At 57.6% G+C, this 22256-nt stretch carries 19 protein-coding genes; 3 read left to right on the top strand and 16 right to left on the bottom strand.

Annotated elements, in window-relative coordinates; translation table 11 throughout:
* Positions 1–72 precede the first annotated feature (72 nt).
* The 3 genes from FJY67_03010 to FJY67_03000 form a co-directional block, all read right to left on the bottom strand.
* On the bottom strand, positions 73–963 hold the full coding sequence (locus tag FJY67_03010) for a hypothetical protein (GenBank protein MBM3328428.1): 891 nt from the start codon (positions 961–963) through the stop codon (positions 73–75).
* A gap of 111 nt (positions 964–1074) precedes the next feature.
* Positions 1075–1359 (bottom strand): hypothetical protein, encoded by a 285-nt coding sequence (locus tag FJY67_03005; GenBank protein MBM3328427.1) that lies wholly within the window; start codon positions 1357–1359, stop codon positions 1075–1077.
* Positions 1360–1626: 267 nt separating this feature from the next.
* The gene (locus FJY67_03000; protein ID MBM3328426.1) at positions 1627–5502 is read right to left on the bottom strand and encodes a T9SS type A sorting domain-containing protein; all 3876 of its coding nucleotides are present in this window, start codon (positions 5500–5502) and stop codon (positions 1627–1629) included.
* Positions 5503–5709: 207 nt separating this feature from the next.
* Here FJY67_03000 and FJY67_02995 point away from each other — a divergent pair, with 207 nt between their 5' ends.
* From FJY67_02995 to FJY67_02985, 3 genes are read left to right on the top strand one after another with little or no spacing between them, the layout of a single operon-like run.
* Entirely contained in the window at positions 5710–6798 is a 1089-nt protein-coding gene (locus tag FJY67_02995; protein MBM3328425.1) for a hypothetical protein, read from the top strand.
* 9 nt (positions 6799–6807) lie between these two features.
* Positions 6808–7542 carry a polyphosphate polymerase domain-containing protein gene (locus FJY67_02990; GenBank protein MBM3328424.1) on the top strand — a complete coding sequence of 245 codons (735 nt, stop codon included), beginning with the start codon at positions 6808–6810 and terminating at the stop codon, positions 7540–7542.
* Positions 7539–8225, top strand: coding sequence for a DUF4956 domain-containing protein (locus tag FJY67_02985; GenBank protein MBM3328423.1), 687 nt, complete (start codon positions 7539–7541; stop codon positions 8223–8225). Before FJY67_02990 ends, FJY67_02985 begins: the two co-directional genes overlap by 4 nt.
* Positions 8226–8247: 22 nt before the next feature.
* Here the strand turns inward: FJY67_02985 and FJY67_02980 are convergent, their stop codons facing one another.
* From FJY67_02980 to FJY67_02920, 13 genes are all read right to left on the bottom strand, one after another.
* Entirely contained in the window at positions 8248–9441 is a 1194-nt protein-coding gene (locus tag FJY67_02980) for an ATP-binding protein (GenBank protein ID MBM3328422.1), read from the bottom strand.
* Entirely contained in the window at positions 9438–10088 is a 651-nt protein-coding gene (gene fsa / locus FJY67_02975) for a fructose-6-phosphate aldolase (GenBank protein MBM3328421.1), read from the bottom strand. The genes FJY67_02980 and fsa overlap by 4 nt, the downstream gene beginning before the upstream one ends.
* Positions 10089–10116: 28 nt before the next feature.
* A complete protein-coding gene (locus FJY67_02970) occupies positions 10117–10782 on the bottom strand; it encodes a hypothetical protein (protein MBM3328420.1) in 666 nt (221 codons plus the stop codon).
* A 190-nt stretch (positions 10783–10972) separates the two neighbouring features.
* Entirely contained in the window at positions 10973–11335 is a 363-nt protein-coding gene (locus FJY67_02965; protein MBM3328419.1) for a DUF3276 family protein, read from the bottom strand.
* A complete protein-coding gene (buk, locus tag FJY67_02960; GenBank protein MBM3328418.1) occupies positions 11301–12359 on the bottom strand; it encodes a butyrate kinase in 1059 nt (352 codons plus the stop codon). The genes FJY67_02965 and buk overlap by 35 nt, the downstream gene beginning before the upstream one ends.
* Positions 12360–12469: 110 nt before the next feature.
* Positions 12470–13867: a sodium:proton antiporter gene (locus FJY67_02955; GenBank protein ID MBM3328417.1), complete on the bottom strand. Its 1398-nt coding sequence runs from the start codon at positions 13865–13867 to the stop codon at positions 12470–12472.
* A 256-nt stretch (positions 13868–14123) separates the two neighbouring features.
* The gene (locus FJY67_02950; protein ID MBM3328416.1) at positions 14124–16055 is read right to left on the bottom strand and encodes an ABC transporter substrate-binding protein; all 1932 of its coding nucleotides are present in this window, start codon (positions 16053–16055) and stop codon (positions 14124–14126) included.
* Between the two features lie 146 nt (positions 16056–16201).
* A complete protein-coding gene (locus FJY67_02945) occupies positions 16202–16624 on the bottom strand; it encodes a DUF420 domain-containing protein (protein ID MBM3328415.1) in 423 nt (140 codons plus the stop codon).
* Positions 16625–16801: 177 nt separating this feature from the next.
* A complete protein-coding gene (locus FJY67_02940; protein MBM3328414.1) occupies positions 16802–18688 on the bottom strand; it encodes a hypothetical protein in 1887 nt (628 codons plus the stop codon).
* Between the two features lie 133 nt (positions 18689–18821).
* Complete coding sequence (locus FJY67_02935) at positions 18822–19430, bottom strand: DUF4276 family protein (GenBank protein ID MBM3328413.1); 609 nt, start codon at positions 19428–19430, stop codon at positions 18822–18824.
* Entirely contained in the window at positions 19394–20671 is a 1278-nt protein-coding gene (locus FJY67_02930) for a chromosome segregation protein SMC (GenBank protein MBM3328412.1), read from the bottom strand. The genes FJY67_02935 and FJY67_02930 overlap by 37 nt, the downstream gene beginning before the upstream one ends.
* Before the next feature lie 9 nt (positions 20672–20680).
* On the bottom strand, positions 20681–21199 hold the full coding sequence (locus FJY67_02925) for an ORF6N domain-containing protein (GenBank protein MBM3328411.1): 519 nt from the start codon (positions 21197–21199) through the stop codon (positions 20681–20683).
* Positions 21196–22239: a beta-ketoacyl-ACP synthase 3 gene (locus FJY67_02920; protein MBM3328410.1), complete on the bottom strand. Its 1044-nt coding sequence runs from the start codon at positions 22237–22239 to the stop codon at positions 21196–21198. The genes FJY67_02925 and FJY67_02920 overlap by 4 nt, the downstream gene beginning before the upstream one ends.
* Between the last annotated feature and the right edge of the window lie 17 nt (positions 22240–22256).

Here is a 22256-nt window from a genome sequence, read left to right as displayed (position 1 = left end):
GAACAGCTCCAGAGTGACCTGGACAGGTTCATGAACGAGTATAACTGTAACCGCCCGCATCAGGGCTATAGACTAAACGGCTGCACCCCAGCAGAACGACTTATCGCGGCTCCAAAAGCTGCTTGATTGTAAACACGTTGACAAGACAATACAATTAATACTAAGAGTTGGATTTCCCAAAACGAATATGCAATTTCTGACTACAAGCGGTAATTCCACTGGATCATATACTACATACGATACTGCCCTGTCACATTCTAGGAAAAGGCAACCCTGGAGCATGAAACCACCTCCTGTAGCTATCCCAATAATAACCCGATTGAAAATAGATGATTCAATGAAAGTATTGTTGAAACCTGGGCTAAATGCGAATCCCGAAATACCTGTCATATTGACAAATTGACAGTTTGAAATGCGCGCCACCTGCGCCCTGATTGTGGAAACGCCAACTCTAAAATTGCTAAACATACACCAGTCAAAACGAATTGAATCATAGTATTCGGAAATGGAAATGGCGGGTGGCTCATTGGCGAACTCATTGGGTGGGCTCATATTATTGAAAATACAAAATTGAAACATGGAGCATTGCTGTGACCTTAGAGTGTCCATGAAGATAATGCCAATCCAATTTCGATTTCCCAATCTATCAAAATAGATAGAATCCTCATTTGCTCCTAATGCTAGCAACACACCCTCGACGATTATAATGCCGCGCCATGGAATAAGGATAATTACACCTGGCTCAATAAGAAGCGTGTCTCCGTTCCTTACTCCAAATCCGTTGGATCCATCATCAGCATGATAAGGATTACCCTCTCGCGTAAGTGTTCCATTTATCCATCCGCCGATGTGTGTTTGGCAGCACAATTGGCTACTGCTGAAAAGCAATGCCAACGAGGGCAAAGCTAAGAACATTAGCGGAAGATTATGCACAGAAAGACTCCTAATAGTAGCAATTTTCATCGAGTCTCCTAACGCATTAGAAGCAATTTATGATACGCAGTAGCACTATATCCGTTCTGCGTTTGATATATGGCAAGGCAAAGGTATATCCCAGAATTCACCCTAACCCCATCAGCCTTTCTGCCGGGCCAGATGCGCCGCTGCCACCTGTCTCCCTTGTGCACCAACCAAACGCAGCGAAATGTCACCTGCCCATGGCAAGGCGATTCTGATGGTGGTAGTGGAGTTGAACGGGTTGGGGAAGGCCTCAAGGTGCATTGCGTAGGGCGGGATTCCGATCCCGTCTGTGACGTAGGTCGCAGCCATCGCGCCTCCGGGGGATAGGCTAAGAGAGAGGAAGACGACTCCGAGCGTGAAGAGGCTCACGAGGGAACGAGTAGCGCGAGGAGCGAACATGGGGACCTCCGTAGAAACGTGCTTTGATGAACGCGGCGATATCGAACTGCCCCATCGGGCAGGCTGACAACGAAGGGTAGCCGGACTGTTCACCCGCCAGATGCAGGATGCATCCATATCATAACATGCCCGGGTCAAGAAGTCAAGCCTTTTCGGCCCTTTTCACAAAAATAGTTTCGCCCCCAAAAGGGCTCTTGCCCAAGGCTCCTTCTTCGCCTCCGAGGTGCGGTCTGAATCCTCTACTTGTCAATCCTTCCACTCCCCCCCTCACTTCAGCAGCACCACCTTGCGCAGCCGCCGTTCGACGCCCGATTCCAGCAACACCACATAGACGCCGGACGATAAGCCTTTGTTCAGGTCATTGAATGCTAACGGAATGCGATGACGTCCGGCGGCAAGCACCCGGCGGCCGCTCCATATCTCCCGGCCGGCCAGATCGTAAACTGCCATTTGAACCTCACCCGCCGTAGGCAGATCGAAGGGCAGGATCAAGACCTGATTGAAGGGATTGGGGTAAGGCGGCTGAAAGGTGAACTGACCGGGAATCGCGGCTTTGCGCCTCAGAAACTGCCATCCCGCAGTTCCGGCGCTGGAGGTCGTCGCCAGTCCCCGTTCGTCATAAGCCGTCACCCGCCACCAGATACGGACGTCGTCGGGCAGTCCGCTGCCGGCTGGCGAACCCGGGAGGCGATCAAGATGGAGCGTCGTGTCGGAAATCACTATCGAATCCCGGAGCGCAAAGTCCGGCGCCAGCGACCATTCGATCCGGTAGCGCACCATGTCCCCCGGATCGGGATCGACCGCTCTCTGCCAGACGAGTCGGACGGTATCTTCCGCCACGACAGACCGATCGGGCGGACCAAGCAACGCAAACGTTCGCGGCGGATGGTAGAAGTGATCCCGTCCCGGCGAGCCGTAGAGCGCCGGCGAGATTCTCCAGTTGTGCGGCAATTCGTTGGGCAGCGCCGGGTCGATCAGTTCCAGCGTCGTTCCCGCAGCCGCCTCCACCGGCCAGGGCGAAACTGTGCGGTAAGCCACCGAATCGACGAGCCGGCCTTGAGCATCGTAGAGCCGCACCTGATCGCTGTCCGAGCCAAGGCCGAACGATAGACCGCTTAAGACGATTGCCGGATTCACCTGCGGCGCCCGGGTCACGAGCCGAAGGCTGTCCTCGGCAATGACCCAATATTCCCCCTCCGTCATCAACAGCCCACTTGGAAACCTCCAGATATGCCCGTCATTATCGTCCCGCAAGGTCCAGCCGGTCAGGTCCCACTGCCCGGATTGGACGTAAAGTTCAACCCAATCGCCGGCCGAAAGCGTATCGGGGCCGCGAAAGTTGATTTCGTTGATGACGATAGCCGACGTTCCCGATGCGAGCGGTGTGAAGCGGGCGATGAGATGCCCTCCGGACGGGGGATCGAAGGCAATCCGGGGGGCGGCATTCTGAGTCAAGCCGCTCCAACCGGCGAACCGCCAGCCCGGCGCCGGGATGGCGCTCAGAGGTAACGGGACGCCCCGGAAGTAGGTGCCCTGCCAGCCCGAAGCCGGGAGGGTCTTCGTATTGATGACGATCGTCCCCGCCCCGTCGGGAACGATGTCGAAGGTGAGAGCGGCCGTCCCCAACAAGCCGAACTGAGCAACAACGTGCTCGCGAACATAAGCCGGACGCTCGCGGGCAAATCGCTTAAGGTAGGCGACATTAGCCTCCCAATCGGCCGGATCGGGATAGCCCTCAAATTCCGGCGCCCAGCGCAACAGATGTCGGGGAATGTCCGCCGCTATGCCGGCCCGGATGCTGTCGATCACCGCACTGGCGCGCTCGGGGCGGTAGTCGAAATTCATAAGGTCCGCCAGACGGTTGATGAAGGCCGCGCGAAAAGTGATATTCTCCATCAACTTGCGAAACAGGAAGGTGGCAATGGGTGGATTGGGCCATTCAGGGCCGTTCGGCTCGAGCGCCATGGCGAGCGTATTGTGGCGATAGGACGTCGAATCGTGCAGCCCGAAGCCGAAATCGAGGTCGAAGAGGAACCATCGCCATCGTCCGGTTTCAGATTGGGGCCGCCAGAACTTGTTATTGTTGCCCGGCCAGTCGGTGTTATCGACATAGATGTTGGCAGCGTTGAAGTCGATGAAACTGCCCGTCTCCATCTGCGTCTCGATATAGGCATAGTGCGCCGAATCGGCAACGTCGTTGGTTTCAATGTAATTGAGCATTGCCCGGTAGTGGTCGGGCGTCCCCTGCACCGCGCCGCCCCAGACCTCCATCCGATCGACGCTGTCGGGATCGACCGCGTGATGCGACGCGAGATAATGCTCGTTCAGTTTCTCCCGTAGGTCGAGGATGCCCCAGTAGGCGCCATTCAGAAAGACGAGCGCTGGCCGGTAGGCTTGAACGTCGCAGCGGATGTCTTCGTGCAGCGCGATCATCATTGCATCGCGCATCAAGGCGCGGTTCCAGTCGCTGCCGGAATTGCGCAAAACGAGAGCCTTGAACTGGTCGATGTCGAGACCGGGGAAGACCTGATGCCGCATCCGGTCGGTGCCGTAACGTTGCCGGGCTATGATATCAAGGGATTTCTGAGGAAAGAACCGCGTCCAGCCGCCGTGAATTTTGATCCCGGCGTTGAGGTCGAAGGCGAGTCGCCCGTCCGTCTCGTAGAATTCGACGTGTGCCAGCCGCTCCCAATCCTGCCAGTAGTTGGCGCCTCGATGCGGCGGGACGGGATCGTAATTGCGGCCGAGGACATATATGCCCGAGTCGGGATCCCATAGGCTGCCCGGATCGGTGATGATGGAAACCACCGGCAGACGGTTAGCCTCGCCGATGAAATAGGTGCGGGTCAGCATCGGTCCGGGGAGCCAGCCGGGACGAATAGTAACCGCGCGGATCACCGTCGTCGTGTCGATCGGGATTGCTGTCGCGGAGAGGGTGTCGCTCGCCGAGGGCGTCCGGCCATCGCGGGTCCAGAGGACTTGCTCGCCCGCCGCCGCCGAGATCGAGAGTCGCGTCGGAGCCGCCTTGAAACCGGCCGGCTCGGAAAACGTTGCCCGGCTGCAGATACCGGCATACCCCGGCTCACTGTTGGCCGAGCCTGGAGTCGGAACGGCAAAGTAGCGCAGTCCGTCGGTGCCGTCGGGCTGACGGCCAAAGGAGAGCCCCTCGCCCAACACCACCGGCAGCAAGCGATCTACGACCCGGCCGGCGGCGTCATAGACTGAAAGCGTCTCCCCTCCGGCTGCGATGCGGAAGTCGGCATGCAGCGGGAGAAGAAGTTCACCAATCTCGGCTGCAGCGCCCCGCCCCCCGGCCATCGGCCTGGAGAGTCCCAGTGTCAGGAACGGGATGATCGTCAGGTCGCTCGACTCCGCCGTGCTGTTGTGGACCTCGACCGCCAGGACATTCCGGGATGGGCTGAGCAGGGCGTGGATGTTGGGTATGACAAACCGTTCGGGCGGAAGACCGCGGTAAAGGTTGGCTTCATGATCGAGATCGGCCAACTGATCCCACGCCGGCGGCGTTCCCGGCAAGCCGAGATTCGACCGCGCTATCTCGCGCCCGTTGAGATAGGCAACGAAGCCGTCGTCATAGTCCACATGCAAGAGGGCGTAGAGAACATCCTCGAGATTGGCCAGGTCGAATCGTGCGCGAACGAAGAGCGAGGGCGTCGCCGGGACGATGGTGGCATCATCGCTGTCGCCGTAGCCGAACCCGGATGGTCCCTCGGCCCAGTTGGAGTCGTCGAACCGACTCGTCATCCAGTCAGCGGACATGGGACCGGACGGGACGAAATAGCGCATGTTATCCCCCCGACGCAGGATCGACTCGTGATGCGGAGCCCGCATCCGGCGGTCCTTGCCCGAAGCGAAGACGAGCAGAAACTCGCGCGGCTCGATCGCAAGGGATGGAAAGACCCAGCGCGCCGTATCGTCCGTGCGGTCCGAGAGCGACCAATCAGCCAGCGACAACGGATTTGGTCCCGGGTTGTAGAGTTCGATCCAGTCGGGATAGTCGCCATCTTCGTCGGCGACCTGCGACCCGGCGAAGGACTGAATCTCGTTGATGCGGAGGCTCTCTGCTTTTGACGTCGATGCCGTCAAAGCCAAACCGATTGCGAAAAGATGTAGTAGGATCTTCAAGGTCAGTAATGAGTGGCGTGTCGAAGCGCGGGCCTTGGCCCTTTACTTAATCATACGACATTCAGGCCTCCATCTCAAAGCCTCCCGCGCGAGCGGACGCTGCCGACAGTGGTTAGTCCTTGACTAATCCGCGATTAAGTTACTAACTTATTCTCCACTGATGAGACCTGCATTACAGCCTAATACCGACGCCCGGAGCATAGCCGGTTGACCGTCCTCGATGTCAAGCGCGCGGTTGTCGCCGGACTGGCGCTCGTGGCCATTCTGGTCGGCTTCCTCGTGCCCTTGCCGCAGAGCATCAAGGCTCCGGTCAGGCTGGAACCGGCAGCGGTTTGGAGCCTGACGATCGAGGCGGATCTCGTCTCCTACGGCTGGGAAGCCGGCCGTCGTTCCGGCGACGCACAGCGCACAGTGTTGCAGATTGAGCGTCCCGACCGGCTCGAGGTCGTTTTGCACTCACGGCTGGAGGAAGGCGAACTCGTCCTGGCTGGAGACTCGCTTGCCATCGTCCTGTCTCACGGCGGTGTCGGTAGTGCATCGATGCTGAAGGCTCGCATTGAGCAGGCTGCGGCTTCGGTCGAAGCGCTCGAAGCCGGGGCTCGCGAGGTCGATCTAACCGTGCTCGAAGCGCGTTTGGAACTGGCTCAAACCGCTTTCGACGCTTATCAGCCCGAGTGGGAGCGCTACCGAACGCTGCACGACGATGGTGCTGCGACGCCGCTCGAATGGCTCGCCGCCGACGGGCGTTACCGCCTACTGCAGGCTGAAGAGCGTGTGGCTCGGGCGGAACTGGACGCAGCCCGGGCTGGTGCGCGAGCAGAAGATATTGCGCTGGCGCGTGAAGTGGTAAAGGTCGAGCGGAGCGGCCTCGAGGCGGCGCTGGCCACGGTCGGCCGGCTGCAGTTGATCCGGTCGCCAATTGCCGGACGTTTGCGGCTGGCTCCCGGCGGCAACATCGTCCGGATCGAACGCTTCGACACCCTGCTGGCGGTCATTGAACTGCCCGAGGGAGCCGCTTACCGGATCGAATCCGGTCAAGCCGTCGAATTGACTCTGCCCTCAACGGGAAGCGGAACGTGGACCGCCGTGGCGCTACGCATCGACCACCGCCGGCAGACTGCGACCGATCCTCTCCCAACGACCGCCGGTCCGCAATCACAGCATCCGCTATTGGTGGCGGAGGTTCCGAACAGCGCCGGCCGGCTCGAACCCGGCATGTCCGGCCGGGCGGTCATCCCACTTGGAAGAATGACCCTCGCCGAAATGCTGCGAATGCTCATCGGCCAGCGGATATAGTCGTCGATTATGGAGACATTTCAGCGGCGGGAGTATAAGTATGCTGTGCCGCTATTTCTAATCAGCGAATTGCGTTGCCGGGTGATGCGGTTCATGACCCACGATCCGCATTGTCTCGAAATGCCCGACCGACGTTACCCCGTAAACAGCGTCTATTTCGACACCCCCCATATGCGTTACTATCACGAGAAGATCGACGGACTGCCGGTGCGCCGCAAGGTGCGCATCAGATACTATCGCACCGCTCCCGACGAAGGACTTGCCTATCTCGAAATCAAGCGCAAGATACACGAGATCGTCCGCAAAGTGCGGGTTCGGGTGCCCTTTGCAGCAGGACAGCGACTGATAGCGGGCGAGTTGGACCTGACCTTGGGCGGCGAACCGCTCCCGCCCGACCCTGCAGCGAGCGCCTTCGAATACCGCCTGATCGGGGAGAACCTGAGCCCGGTGGTGTTGATCCGTTACCTGCGCGAGGCTTTCGGATCGCCTGATGATCCAGGCCTAAGGGTAACCTTCGACAGCGACTGTCGCAGCGCAGTGGCGTCGCACTGGCGGGAGTTTTTCGATCCTGCCGACGAGAATTGGTTCGATCCGGGCACCTTTGTCCTGGAGGTGAAGTTCAGCGGCTGGCAGCCGGTCTGGCTGCGCAGCCTGATTCGCGAGTTCAACCTGCAACAGGAGGCGATCTCGAAATACTGCCGCGGCATAGACCTCTGGCATCCCCATTTCCGGAAGGCGATATGAATTTCGACGGGAGCGCGCTGCTGCCACCGCTGGCCGGAATGACGACGACCGAGATCGCGGTCAACATCCTGCTCGCGTTTGCGCTCGGGGTGCTAATCGCGCTGGTCTATGTCTGGACGACCCGGTTTCGGGCCGTCAGTGCGTCGCTCATCCCTACGATGGTGATCCTTGCAATGGTGACGGCGCTGGTGATGATGGTGGTCGGCAACAGCCTCGCGCGGGCGTTCGGACTGGTAGGGGCAATGTCGATCATCCGCTTTCGGACGGTGGTCAAGGACAACCGCGACATCGCGTTCATTTTCTTTGCGCTGGCGACCGGGATGGCTTGCGGTGTGGGGAATTATGCGATCGCCTTGATCGGCTCCGGGACGGTGCTGCTGCTGCTGCTGGTGCTCGACTTCGTCCAGTTTGGAGTGGCGCGACGGGGGCTTTATCTGTTAAGGCTGCAGACGACGCCGGCAGCGGGGAGCGCTTCACTGCTCGACGAGACATTGACGCGGCTCACCACTTCCCGCAAGCAACTGGCATTACGGTCGCTGCGGCCGGGACAGGTGGTCGAGCACTCCTATCTGGTGCGACTAAGGCGGGGTGTTTCGGAGACGGGACTAATCGGGACGCTTGCCGCAATCGAAGGTGTCGAGCGGGTCAACCTGCTGGCGGATGACGGGGAGAGCGAAGTGTAATGGAGGAAGCAAGAGCGATTGACTATTCACGAGATTTAAGCCAGAGATAGAGTCGTTCTATTTTGGATCTAAAGGCATATTCACCTTTGTGTCGGCCTCTTTCAATAACGCCGATTTTCTTCATTCTCGTAAGGAAATTGCTTAGTTTACTCTTTTCGTTGCTGGATAACTGCTTTTGAAATTCAGTTATATCAATGGTGTCATCAGTCATAGGGAACTGCATCATCTTCTTGAGGATTGCATGGTAGTCTTTGCTTTTAAGTGCTTGATAGACTCTCTTATGAACGTATTTCTGTCCCCATTCTTCTGTCGCGGCAAGACATCCTTTGAGTGCATCTTCCTTGTCTATGTATCCATCCTCGTCCGCCCAAAAAGTATGATCACCGATCAAATGCATAATTCTTGGAATGCCTGCCGATGTATTTTGAAGGATCGACAATGCATCAGAAGAAACTCCAATATTCACTTTAGCATAGGATTCATTGAAGAACTCAATCGTCTCTTCGTTTGAAAGTGTGTTAATGACAATCAAGTCGTAAATTCTTGCAACAGACACGTAGTTGCTTGTCATTTCATTGCGGATTTCTTCGGTTCCGCATAGAACAAGAAGCAATTGAAACGGTTTTGGCGACACTGCGTTGGATTCAACAAGTCCCTTGATGAGGCCGCTGAACTCACGCAACGATGCTATTCCATTGATTTCATCGAAGACTAGGCAGATAGAGGGGGTCTTAATTGTCTGTGCAAAACTCTCGAGGAATGTCAATAGTGCCAAAGGAGATACGATGTTTAAAGCATCACTTTTAAGAGCCTCGAGGTTAAGTCTAAACCCCAGAATACTCTTCTCCATAATAACATATTTCGCCACAATGTCTTTGGCACGGTTCCAGATCGACTGGCTTGAAACTGCCGCCTTGGTCACACTGGTCAACACCGCCGCGGCGACGTCGTCAAGCGTGCTGGCTCCCCCCAGGGTGACATAGATTGGCTGCAAGCCATAGTTCAATTCTGCCTGCCATTGGATGTAATGAGCGAGCGAGGTCTTTCCGATTCCATACTCACCCTGGATGAAGACCGTCTTTGGATTGCCTCGCGAAACCGGCCCAGCACCACGAGATAAAATACGCTCGATTTGTTCGCGTCGTCCGACAAACAGTTCCACCGGAACCGGCTTGCCGGGGTGAAACGGACTATCCCCTTTGGGGAAGTGTGTCATATCTTCTGCCCGCCCTTTTTCCAGTCGTCGAGGAACTTTTGCAGCCCGGCGTCGGTCAACGGATGGCTTAGAATCTTCGTAATAACGTCGTAAGGGATCGTCGCGATGTCGGCGCCGGCAAGCGCGGCTTCCAGGAGGTGCACCGGGTGCCGCACCGAAGCCACCAGCACCTGCGTCCCAAAGTCGTAGTTGTCGTAAATCTGCACGATGTCACGGATCAACTGCATTCCATCAAAACTGATGTCGTCGAGCCGTCCGACAAAGGGGCTGACGAACGAGGCTCCGGCCTTGGCGACGACTAATGCCTGAAGCGGCGTAAAGCAGAGCGTCATGTTGGTGTGGATGCCGGCTCGCGCCAATTCGACGCAGGCCGCTACGCCGTCGCGGGTGATCGGCAACTTCACCACGATGTTGGGGTGGATCTTCGCCAGTTTCTTTCCCTCGCGCAGCATTCCCTTCAGGTCGGTAGCGGTTACCTCCGCTGAGACCGGCCCGTCCACAAGTTCACAAATCTCCTTCAGAAGCGGTTCGTAAGGCTTGCCCTCCTTCGCCACCAGCGACGGATTCGTCGTCACGCCGTCGAGTACGCCCATTGCCGAGGCGTCCCTGATCTGTGCCAGATTGGCGGTATCGATAAAAAACTTCATTGAGTATTGATAAATTTGGTACTGGGAATCAGCCCTGTCTCAAGCGCTCGAGGGCGTCCCCGGGAACGATACGATCCGACACCCGCGGTGCCAGTTTGATCGTCAGTTCGACGCCGTTGCCAAGCGGCAGCAAGGCTGAAGCGAATTCGGGATAGTTGCGGACGAACCGGGCAAACTCCCGCAACTCGGCTTCATGCGTCAGCATATTGTCGGTCAGGACGACTGCACCCGGCGTCAGTTTACCGGTCAACTCCTTTAGGATCGGAAGGCACTGTTCTTTGGAGGCATCGAGCAGGACATAGTCGAACGGCCCGGTCAGCCGGCGCGCCGCCTCGAGGCCGTCTTCGACCAGGATCGTCACTCGACCGGCTACCCCGGCGCGCTCGAAGTTGCTCCGCGCCCACGCTGCCTTGGCGGGATCGAAATCGACCGTCGTCAGGTGCAGATCGGCTCCGGCTGCGAGGGCACCCCGCAGGGCGCAGAGCGCCGAGAACCCGCTCGAAGTGCCGATTTCAAGACCCGTCGCGGGACGCGCCATCCGGACGACGGACTCGACCAGTCTTCCGCCTTCCGACCCCATCGCCAGCATCCGCTCGCGAAAGTGCATCGGAGGCGACGACTTCTCGGCCGCATGGCGGTCGAGTAACTCGACGATCAGTGCGTCGATTGCGGCGGTGTCAAACGGGATGTTCACGGGAGGATCGTTGCTCGAACCCGGACCCCGTGAACTAGTGCTTCATTGCAATGAAAGGTTGTATTATCATCGTCGTTCCCGCGAAGGCGGGATCCCAGACAGGCGATCCTCGACTGGGTGCCCGCCTGCGCGGGTAAGACGACCCCATAGTAGCACGAACTACTGCAAGCGAGCACTAGATTAAGCCGGCTCAGGTTTGGGCTTGTTCTTCTACCGGCGGCAGATTGCTATCCCGCTCGCCGACCAGCCGCCCGACGACCTCGGCCGCATCGGCGAACCCGGCGATGAATTCCTGAATGTGATCCTCGAAGACGACCACGCGATGGTGGCTCATCCCGCCCTGTTCAGGGGTCGCCTCATGGATCATGATGTAAACGTTGCCCCGGACGGTCTGCTTGACGTTGAAATGGTAGGTGCGCCGTCCGGCTATCACCTTCCGCGTATAGAGTTCGTCCTGACCCGCATTGCCCACGACTCGTCTCCCGCCGCTTCCGGCGTCGTTTGGTAGTTCCCGATGTTCAGTGGTATTCGAGCGCCGATTCCTCGCCGTCAAGGACCCGAAACGCGCCTTCTGCCAGCGCTTCGAGTTCGCCTTCTCCCGGAAGGACGATCACCCGCCCCAAGAATATAATATACGAGCGCACCATTTCCACAATTTCGTTCGAATGTGCCAGTCCGCCGGTCAGGATGACTGCGTCGAGTTCTCCCTTGAGGACTGTGGCGTAGGCGCCGATCTCCTTGGCTATCTGATAGACCATCCCCCGCAGAGCCAAATCAGCACCGGTATCGCCATCGGCAATTCTCCCCAGCACTTCGCGGGCGTCGGAAGTGCCGGTGTAGGCGGTCAGACCAGAGCGGCGGGCCAGTTCGTCGAGCAGTTCCTTCTTCGACACCACGCCCGAAAAGCAATGCTCGATCAGCGGCCCGATGGGCAGCGCTCCGGCGCGCTCGGGCGAGTAAGGACCCATCCCATGCAGCGCGTCGTTCGCGTCGATCAACCGGCCGCCCTTGACCGCCGCTATCGAGATGCCTCCCCCGAGGTGGGCTACGACAAACCGGCTCTCCCTAACCTCGATGCCCAGATTGCGGCAGGCTCGCCGGACGACGGCTTTGATGTTGAGCGCATGCGACCGGCTCTTGCGCTCGCACCAGACGACGCCCGAGAGCCGCGCCAAATCGTGGAATTCATCGACCGTTACCGGATCGACGATGAATGCCCCAACCCCGAAACGCCGGGCATAGTGGTCTGCAAGCAGCGCGCCGAGGTTGGAGGCGTGGTTGGAGGTCTCGGGAGCCTGCAATGCTGCGAGCATCGCTTCGGAGACCTTATAGACACCTCCCGGCAAAGGCTTCAACAACCCGCCCCGACCGACGGAACCGACGACCCGGACTCCGCTGAGCAGCGGCGCAAGGTCGGCGTCGATCAACGCCCGGCGATACTCGAACTGCTCGATCGCACGGGCTGCCAGCCGGTCGGCTTCGTGGCGAACGGTGCGCTCGGCGACCCCCCCCGCCCGGCTCCAGAGCGCGTACTTCGTCGAGGTCGAGCCGGGATTGATGACAATGACGACGTCTATGGAAGAAGTGCTCAGTGTCAAGTATCAAGTGTCAAGTATCAAGTGCCAGGTATCAAGACTTGGGTGCCGCGGACGCCCAATGTGCCTTGACTCCTACCCTATCCCCAAGCCTAAAAGAACACTACCGTTACGACGATGAAGACCGGAATCAGGATCGCCACCGACCAGAGCATATAGCCGAAGAATGACGGCATCTTGACTCCCGCGCCTTCGGCAATCGACCGCACCATGAAGTTCGGCGCATTGCCGATGTAGGTGTTTGCTCCAAAGAAGACCGCGCCCGCCGAGACTCCCTTCAGGTATTCAATGAATATGGCGTGCTCGGGGTGTTCGATGACGCCCCGCAGTATGCGCGACATCTCGGCTTCGGTCATCCCCAGCCGTCCAAGTGCCGTATTGAAGAAGGTGAGATAGGTCGGAGCATTGTCGAGGAACGACGAGAGCAAGCCCGTGATCCAGAAGTAATGCGCCGGCTCTTTGACCGCTTTGATGAGCGCGCCCATGGCGCCCGACTCGCCGGCGCGAAGCATCATCAGGAGCGGAATGATGGTAACGAAGATGCCGATGAAGAGAAACGCCACCTCACGAATCGGCTCCCAGGTGAAGTCGTTGTCCTGCCGCACCTTCGGATGAGTCGTCCGGACCGATAGATACCCCATCAGCAGGATCGCGGCATCGCGCAGGAGATTTTGCAGTCCAAGATGAACATGGTAAATGGTGATCGAAACTCCCGGATGCCAGGTGCCGGACATCAGGACTGCAGCGAGGATGCCGCCCAGGAAGAGGAAGTTGTGCATTCCCTCGATCCGCAGCGGGTAGCGTTCGGCGGCTTCGATGCGCTCGGTTGGAATCTTGTTCTCCCGCTTATAAAGCAGGGTATCGAGAACGAAGAAGATTGCCAACACGAGCACTGCTGTCAGCAGGAAGTGCGGTGTTATATGAAGCGTCCAGAAGAAGGGGACACCGTGTAGAAAGCCGAGGAATAGAGGCGGATCGCCGAGCGGCGTCAGCGCCCCCCCGATATTGGAAACCAGAAAGATGAAGAAGATGACGATATGCGCCTTGTTCTTACGCGCAGCATTCGCCCGGATCACCGGCCGGATCAGGAGCATCGAAGCCCCGGTCGTCCCCATCCACGAGGCGAGCAGCGTCCCGACCAGGAGCAGTTGCGTGTTCAAAGCCGGCGTTCCGACCAACGATCCCCGCAGCAGAATCCCCCCCGACACTGCAAAAAGACCCCACAGGAGTATGATGAATGGGAGGTAGTCTGCCAGAACGATATGGAGGACTTCGTAGATGCCGAGCGCAGGGTCGTGGATGATGAATGGGACTGCGAAGATGAGCGCCCAACCGGCGGCGACCTTGGGATAGTGATGATGCCAGAAGTGCGGCGCGAAGAGCGGAAAGAGCGCGATCGAAAGCAGGATGCCGGCGAACGGCAGCGCCGAATAGAGCGGCAATTCCCGTGCTTCCTGCTCGGCAGCCAGTTCCAGTTCGTCAACCGGCATAGTGCCTGCCGTTTCCGACGCCCCGCTGGGGACGATGATCAGCAGCACGGTCAAGGCTGCCAGGAACAACAACGTCCGCCGATTAGCGTAAGCGGTCATCACATCCTCCGCTTGTGAGTGAACCTGCCAACCACCAGACGAGGGCGTCTGGTGGCATATCTAATTCCGGATTCCGTGCAGGTGGACGTCCTCGTCCACCCGTCTGCCACCTGACGAGGGCGTCTGACGGCATGCCTACTGCCAAATTAAGGCTCAATCATTCCTTAATCTCATACTTCTGCCCATGCTTCGCATTCCACTCCGGCCAATACATCACACTCGTCTCGCCGACCGGCAGTTGCATCTTCGGGTCCTTCTTTGCCGCTTCGAGTGCCTTCTCCTTTTCCGGATCGACCCACCAGAGGCTCATCACGCTGCGCCAGTCGATGATACGGGAGATGTAGTAGTCGGGATAGCCGAACTTGTTCCAATAAAGATAGCGGTGGAACGGCGCATACCAGGCTAAAGCGTAAGGCTGAATATCCATCAGGATGCGGTCGATCCGCCGAATCTGCTGCACCCGGTTCTGTTGGTTGAACTCGACGTTGTAGGCGTGGATCAGAGAGTCGATTTCGGTGCTCTTGACCCCGGTGATGTTGTTGGTGTTGGGCGGATCGGCGGTCCAGGACGAGACATCGTTCTCGGGGTTTGGGAAGAAGAGTCCGCCCCACTGTTGGAAGTGGACAGTGAAGTTTCGCTCGTTCACCATCTTGAACAGGGTCGAGGCTTGCGACTGCTTAAGGTTCAGTTTGATGCCGACCTTTTTCAGATCTTCCTGGAATACCGTCAGGAACCGCTCCACACCCGAGGTTGAATAGGCGATGTCGAGTTCGAGCATCTGTCCCTTGTTGTTCACCAGCCAGCCTTCGGCATTGCGCGACTTCCAGCCGCATTCGGAAAGCAGTTTGACGGCTCTATCGGGGTCGTAACGATATCTCGGGTTGTCGGGATTCTCGTAAGTTCCGCCCGGGCTGTAACTGTCGAGGAAGAGGTATTCGTTGTGGAAGAGTTCCTTGATGAACTTCTCGCGATTCCAGAGGTGGGTCAGGGCCGCGCGCATCCGGCGGTCGTCGAAGGGCGGCTTGCGCATGTTGAAGGCGACCCCGGCATAGCCCTGCGGGTCGTCGTTGAAGATCTTCCGTTTCTGTACCAGACCGCGCTTGACGTGGTCGAAATCGGTCTCCTCGACCCACCACTGAGCCCGCCCGACCTGATAGAAGTCGAGTTCGCCCTTCTTGATCTTCTCGAAGCGGAGCCGCTCGTCTTCAATCATGGCGAACTTGATGCGGTCGAAGTTGTAGAGACCTTTGGCTTTGGGATTGTCGTCGTCCCAATAGTCGGCGCGGCGCTTCAGGACAAGCGTCTTCCCCTTGATGGTCTGCTCCCGGTCGAGTTCATATGGCCCGCTTGAGGGGGTGAAGTCATATTGATAGTCCTTCATATACTGCTCGCCGGATAGCGCGATATCCTTGGCCGGCATAATGTGCAGAGAGCCGAAGTAAATGAAGAATTTCCAGTTGATTTCCTTGGCCCGGACCCGGACAATGTAGGGCGACTCGGCGACCGGCTCCTCGAACTTCCCCCAGATGATATTCGTGTAAGGCGCCAGAATGCCGGGATCGATCTGCAACTTCCAGGTGGCGACGACGTCCCGCGCGGTTACCCGGCTGCCATCCGAGAACCTCGCCCGGGGGTTGATCCGGAACCAGTAGGTCTGTTTGTCTTCGGATATCTTCCAGTGGGTCGCCAGGCCGGGGATGAACTCAAGGGTCAGGGGGTCGAGCCCGATCAGGGTCTCGTAGATGATGTCTCGGATGGCGTAGAGGATCTCCGAGTTCGAGTCCTTGCCGGTGATGCGGTAGGTAGCCGGGAACTCGGGATAGCCGATGGTGATCGAGCCGCCCCGGACGGCGCGCGGATCGCCTTGCGGCTCGTAGGTGGTGTTGGTCTGCCAGCCTTCACCGCTGAAACCCTCGCCGCCCAACTCGGCAGAAACATCGGGCAGTGCGCCGGCATCGGTTCTCACCTTGGCGGTGGTCTTGCCGGTGGTCTTGTCGGCACGCTTGTCGCCACCTCCGCAGCCGATAAAGGCGACGAGCAGAGTGGCGCTGATTAGTGCAGTGAGGGTGCGGCGAACGGCGAACGGCATCGGGCCTCCGAAAACTTTAGTCTATGGGATTGAGTATGCGCATAGTGCGCTTCTCGAATGATTTCTGCTTCGATACCCGCAAAGGTGAGTTTAAGGTAAGTCCGCCGCGATGGGGATACAAGCCTTTCGACCTTCCACGCGACGACTTAGAATCGGTAAAGCATCAGATAGACCGCGACGCCGCTCGCCGAGACGAACATCCAGACCGGCCAGAGAACCCGCGTGATACGGACGTGCGCCCGATAGCGGCCTCTTAAGCCCAGTATCACCGCCGCCACAACGAACGGCACCATCAGAGCCGCCAGAATCACGTGAGGGATGAGGATCGCAAAGTAGAGCGGCCGCGTCCAATCGTGCTTCGGATAGGGCACCGACCCGACGGCGTTGTGGTAGATGAGGTAGGAGATCAGGAAGAGCGCCGATACTGCCAGCGCCGCCAGCATCAACCGCTTGTGGCGCCGGATGTCGCCGCGGCGCTTGATGGCAATGTAGCCGAAAGTTAGAATCAAGGCACTCGTTGCGTTCAGAAGTGCGTTTAGAGTCGGGAGGTCGGTGAGGTCAAGGTTCATTGTCAATTGGATACCACTATCTGCTTGGGAAGTAAAGCGATACAGTGGCCTCGTCATCCCCGCGCAGGCGGGGATCCAGACCGGATAGCTTGACTGGGTTCCCACCCTCGCGGGAACGACGCTAAGCATCTCCCATATTCTCAACTTGACGTTAACCAGATTTGGCTGCTGTAACTATCAGGGGAGTCTGTCCCGCGCCCAAAGTTCAAACCCACGCGCAAGGATCGTCTCCTTCCTCCAGCCGGACGCCTTCAGTATCGAGATGGCTTCGTCCCGTCTCGAATGGAAGATCAACCTGTCGGCGCGATCGAGTGCGGACGGGAAAGATGCGTCCGGCGATTCGATCCAGCCGGCGAAGGACGCATAGACTGCCGATTGTTCCGGTGAGACAAAGTTCTCCTGCAGAATCGGACGGGGCAGGAAAGGTCTCACCCGGTCCATTCGACGCCCATCATAGTCGGGATCGATCAGGAATCGGGCACCTTGCAGGGTCGAGCGCTCGATGGTCTTGACCTCTCGAACGAGGGAGAGCGCGATGCGGTTCGCTTGAGGATAGTAAGCCGCCGATGCCGCCGCGTGCAGGAGGCCAGAGGAGAGATGCAGCATCAGCAAGAGAGACAAGATGAGGTTGCCTCCACGATATGAAAGATAACCTGTAATGTCTTGATCAGATGCCTTGCCAAGGGGTTGAAAGAGGAACGGAGCCGCAAGGACGATCATCCCACACAGCCCCCAATACTCGTTCAGGTGTTTTGTATCCGGTTCATAGCCGAGCGCTGCGAAGAGCGCTGCTCCGAGCAAGGCTATGGTTACAATTGCGCGGCTTTGATCGAGTTCCGAGGCACCGGACTTAAGGAGTCGCCACCAACGGCTCCCAATCAAAGCCCAGACTGCGCCGCCCAGACCCGCGAAAAGCAGGAAGAACATTGGCGGGTTGCGCGGATGTATGCCGACCCGCCAATGTGAATGGCTGCCTCCGATGGGAACGCCGGCCAGCCCAACCGGCCAAAGATATAGTAAGAGCATTCCAGATAGGTAGAACAAGAGCCGCCGCCACTCTTTGCCATGGGTACGAGAGAAGGCAAGCCCTATCGCAAACGCGGGAAGCAGGAAGATGACGAGGCTTGGCTTCGTCAGCATCGATCCCGTCAGAAAGATAAAGGCCAAATGCCGGAAACGCTCACGTCTTCGACCTTCGCTCCACGCCAGCAATGCGGCGCCGGCGAAGACCACGGACCAGAGTTGGGTGATGCTGTGATAGAGTGATCCCGATGCGCTGCCGGGCTGCACGATGGCGCGCATATAGGGATTGAAGACCCCCAGCCAGTTGCCGCGGGGGATTTCGGTCAACAGGAAGAGCCCTCCAAAGATGAGCGGCGACAGCGCTGCCAATGGTCGGAGTCGGGGCGATGCCGAATTCGCCAGCGTCCAGCCGGTGAGGGCGATGAGCGGATAGCCCCAAATGCCCAGCAGTCGAATTCCCAGATAGGGATCGGACCGGCCGATGTCCCCAAATCCCGCGAGTAGTATGGGCAGCCCAAGATGCTGCAAAGGCTGATACACTCCGCCATCTGATCCGGTCAGGTTGATCAGCGGCAGCCCGGACTCACGAATCAAGGCTCCAAGATAGGCATAATGAGCCAGATCGCCGATATAGCCCCGAAAGTAAAGCGCCTCGCCTAACTTCACACCTTGGACGCCATAGTGAAGGATTCCAAGGGTCATGGCCGCCGTTACTACCCATCCTGCCGGCCCCATTGCTTTCGCTGCAAGGATGCTCCAGACTCCCCTCTGACGCCATCTGGTCAGGCCGCCTATGCCTGTCAGCGCGAGCGCAATAGTGCCGGCCGTCATTGACTTTAGCAGCGCACCGGAGAGCATCCAGAGGAGCATCGCCGTGACCATACCGGCTGCGAAGGTCATCACTATTGAGCCAGCCTGACCGGTGGCATTTGTCCCGGTTGCGTCATCCGATTCCTCGGGGGAAAGCCATCTGAGCCCGGACATCATTGCACAGCCCGCTCCCCAGATCACTCCGCCGAGAAGGACTATGGTTATTCCCATCCATGGCGCAAGTGCGACGTAGCCACAGAGGAGAAGTGCGAGAGTTAGCAGGGAGACGTTATGTCGGATTGAAAATGCCACTTAGGCAAAAGGGGCGTGTGGGAGGGGAGGGTGTGGAGGGATATAGGGAGGATCAGACAGCGGTTAAGAACTTCTTTAGTATCCTGATCATGCGGGCAAAAGAGGGAAGGGGCATCAGGTTATCAGGATCGATCGCGCCAACGAATTCAAACTGTATGCCACTGGACTTGTCATACTTGCTATCGCTGACCTTGTCCAAACGGGCTTTTATCTCCTCTTTGACCACCTCTTCTAAATTCACATCGACCTTGTCACCGCGTTTAGCCTGCAAATCCGCCAGCACCCAGGTCTCTTGACAAGTAGTCATCAGCAAAACTTGCTCATCAATCGCGCTCTTGGGCTTTTTCCAACTTTTGTCGCGCTTCTTTAGATGGTCCCAGGGCTTTTCGGCGTCGGCGATTGGACCCTCACTATCGATAAGCATAGCGACATAACCAGTGTGTTGCTGAATACTGTTCGTAAAATCCCTAAATGCGTTGTCCCTGCTACCAGACGCAAATAGTCTCGGCATTGAATCCACAAAACCGCAGTTCTCAAACAATTTTCGAAATGCCTCTTTGCATTTCCTCTGCAGATTTTTGGAATCAGGACCAGATGGACTCCCCTCTAAGTAGATGACATTCTTTACCAACGAGTTCCCCCAATACCTCCCCGCAGCCAAAGGTCTCCAAGTCGATAGTTTTCCTTATAAGGTTCGATATCTTCTGGTGTTAGGCGATGAAGCATGGTCTTTCCATCGTGCTTCTCACAGACCACTACAGAGGTCGGGTCTTCCTCACCAATAGCCTCGAGCAAAATATCCGAGTGGGTTGTGATGATAAGTTGCGTCCGCATGGAGGCTTCGACCAGCAATTCGCCAAGTTTCCCGACAATATCCGGATGCAGCCCCAGTTCCGGCTCTTCGATGCAAATGAGCGGCGGTGGATCGGGGTCACAGAGAATCGCGAGCAGGCAAAGATACCGCAAAGTGCCGTCGGAGAGGCGGGTGCGTGGAATATCCCATTTCTCTTGAAGAAACAACTGCACAGTTCCTGCTTCGATGTTGAAGAAGACGCTTCGGGCATCCTCGTAAACATCAGATAATGCCAGCTCTATCCGGTCTCTCGCTTTAGTTCTCCACAATCGATTCAAGCGTAATGCCAAGTTCGATAGATTCTCAAGCAGGATATCGTTTCTTGAATCAGCGAGTTCGGGATTGCGAGAATCTGTACGCCTACCTAATGACCATTCCCGATATACTCGAATTTTTCGATAGGATTGTACAAGATGAATAAGCGAAGGATAACGTTCCACATCGCTAATGCTAATTTGAGCCAGAATTGAGAGATTAGGATCAAATGAGCCCTTATTGAGCGCACGCGACTCTTCCGTTGGAGTCTGCTCTCGAAGTGTCATTAGACGAGGATGACCACTCCTAAACTCATAAACCCAATACGGACCCGGTGCAGACTGATCATACTTGGAGCCGATCATCTCATCCACTGTTACCGTCCGTTGGTCTTGTTGCCTAAAAGATAACCGGTGATGAATAGGGAGTTTTCTACCATGGGGATTTTCGACGCGCATTTCAATGAAGGCAGGATTCTGAGGGGCGCCCTTCCAAATCCATTCAATGATCGAACCGCTTCTGCTGATAGTGCTTGCAGGATCATTATCATAGGTCTCTGGCGTCGCCCGCATCAACCCAATACAATCTATCAGATTACTCTTCCCGCCCCCATTGGGCCCGATGAGCACATTGAGCGGCTTCAGTTCGAACGGCTCGGTGTCCGGCCCGAACGAGAGGATATTCTTCAGCGTGATCTCGCGGATCAGGCGGGTGTCCTTGGGTTCGCCAGCAGCGGCTTGGGCTGGTGGAGCGGCAGCGTTGGAATCCTCTTGAGTGTTCTGCGAATCTTGCATCAAACTTCCTTAAAACCCCATTCTTCGCTTGGATGTCGGCATAGGCGGCAGCATTAATTGCCGTATAGCTTGAACGATCTCTTGTATATGGCTGTCGTGATCTGTAACCCGTTGCTCGAGTTCAGTTAGGCGAGCTTCCAAGGCTTGCGTCGTATAGGCATATTCTCGCAATTTGACAAATGCTCTTACAACAAAGATACTGAGCGCTATAGCCTGCTCACTGTTCAGGACACTTGCCGCCATGATCGCGCCATGCTCCGTGAAGGCGTAGGGAAGACTTGGCGAGAACCTAAGATCCGCGAGGTGGTCACATTTTGTGATCACCTCTGACCGCTCTTTTTGAGTCAGTTGGAATCGAAAATCCTCCGGGAATCGCTCAATATTCCGCTTGGCGGCTTGGTTCAAGACGCGCGTCGTGACCCCATAGAGTTTTGCCAAATCGCGATCGATCACCACCCTAACACCGCGGATGGTGAGGATGCGTTCCTCGACACGTTCCTTTGAAACAACTTCGCCGGGAATACTCACCCGCCATTCCTTCTTAGTATCGCTCCGCTGGCAAAGCCCGCTCCGAACGCCACATCGACCTCCAGCGCCCCGGGCCGTTTGCCCAGTTGATCGACATACCCGATCGGGATCGAAGCCGCCGAGGTGTTCCCGTAGTTCACCACTCCCTCAGAATAGACCTGTTCGGGCGGCAGTTTCAATCCCTCCGCAACTGCCGAGACGATCCGGTGATTGGCTTGATGCGGGATCACATACTCGATGTCGTCCAGGGTCAACTGCCCGCCGCTGATCAGGTTGTAACGGTCGATTACCGACCGGATGTCGGACATCATCGAGCGCACCGCCACCTGAAAGACCTTCCTACCCTCCATGTGGAGGAACGGGTAAGGCGTTCCGTTGCGATGCCGAAAGGCAAAGCTGGGCGATAGAGGGTTGTCGTCAAGCGGACTCGATAGGAAGTCGTCAAGGTAGAGGAGGTCGGCATACTGCCCCTGCGTCCGGGTATAGGTGGCAAGGATCCCGCCCGCTTCGACCGGGCCGATCACCGCCGCCCCCGCGCCGTCGCCGAAGAGGACGCAGGTCGCTCGGTCGCTCCAGTCGGTGATGAGCGACAGCCCATCGACGCCGACGGCGAGGCCATACGCCTCCCGGCCGGTGGAGAGTTTCTCGAAGGCGAGGCGGTTGTAGATCTCCTCAACAGCGAAGATGAACGCCGAGCAGCCAGCCGATATGTCCGACGCTGATGCATTCGATATACCGAGCGCGTCTTGAACGGTCGAAGCCAGACTCGGGAACTTCAGGTGTGTGTTGACGCCGACCCGGACGATGCTTATCTGATCCGGCGAGACGCCCGACCTCGCCAGCGCCTCCCGCGCGGCACCGATAGCCATCGTGGCAACCGACTCCCCCGGCCCCATGATACGCCTCGTCTTGATGCCGGTGCGCTGCACGATCCACTCGTCGGACGTATCGACGATCCGTTCCAGGTCGGCATTCGTCAGGACACGCTCGGGCAGATACCTCCCGACGCCGAGGTAGCCGATGCCAAGTCCATTTGTCATCTTATGGTCTTGCTTTC

This window comes from Calditrichota bacterium (genome assembly GCA_016867835.1).
Classification (GTDB): domain Bacteria; phylum Electryoneota; class AABM5-125-24; order Hatepunaeales; family Hatepunaeaceae; genus VGIQ01.
The sequence above is the reverse complement of the archived record's forward strand: the minus strand, read 5'-3'. Positions and strand labels throughout refer to the sequence as shown.

Excerpts from the sequence above, each read along its gene's own strand:
- FJY67_03010 (MBM3328428.1), bottom strand. The coding sequence starts at position 963 with ATGAAAATTGCTACTATTAGGAGTCTTTCTGTGCATAATCTTCCGCTA.
- FJY67_03005 (MBM3328427.1), bottom strand. The coding sequence starts at position 1,359 with ATGTTCGCTCCTCGCGCTACTCGTTCCCTCGTGAGCCTCTTCACGCTC.
- FJY67_02990 (MBM3328424.1), top strand. The coding sequence starts at position 6,808 with ATGGAGACATTTCAGCGGCGGGAGTATAAGTATGCTGTGCCGCTATTT.
- FJY67_02985 (MBM3328423.1), top strand. The coding sequence starts at position 7,539 with ATGAATTTCGACGGGAGCGCGCTGCTGCCACCGCTGGCCGGAATGACG.
- FJY67_02980 (MBM3328422.1), bottom strand. The coding sequence starts at position 9,441 with ATGACACACTTCCCCAAAGGGGATAGTCCGTTTCACCCCGGCAAGCCG.
- fsa (MBM3328421.1), bottom strand. The coding sequence starts at position 10,088 with ATGAAGTTTTTTATCGATACCGCCAATCTGGCACAGATCAGGGACGCC.
- FJY67_02955 (MBM3328417.1), bottom strand. The coding sequence starts at position 13,867 with ATGCCGGTTGACGAACTGGAACTGGCTGCCGAGCAGGAAGCACGGGAA.
- FJY67_02950 (MBM3328416.1), bottom strand. The coding sequence starts at position 16,055 with ATGCCGTTCGCCGTTCGCCGCACCCTCACTGCACTAATCAGCGCCACT.
- FJY67_02945 (MBM3328415.1), bottom strand. The coding sequence starts at position 16,624 with ATGAACCTTGACCTCACCGACCTCCCGACTCTAAACGCACTTCTGAAC.
- FJY67_02940 (MBM3328414.1), bottom strand. The coding sequence starts at position 18,688 with ATGGGAATAACCATAGTCCTTCTCGGCGGAGTGATCTGGGGAGCGGGC.
- FJY67_02930 (MBM3328412.1), bottom strand. The coding sequence starts at position 20,671 with ATGCAAGATTCGCAGAACACTCAAGAGGATTCCAACGCTGCCGCTCCA.
- FJY67_02920 (MBM3328410.1), bottom strand. The coding sequence starts at position 22,239 with ATGACAAATGGACTTGGCATCGGCTACCTCGGCGTCGGGAGGTATCTG.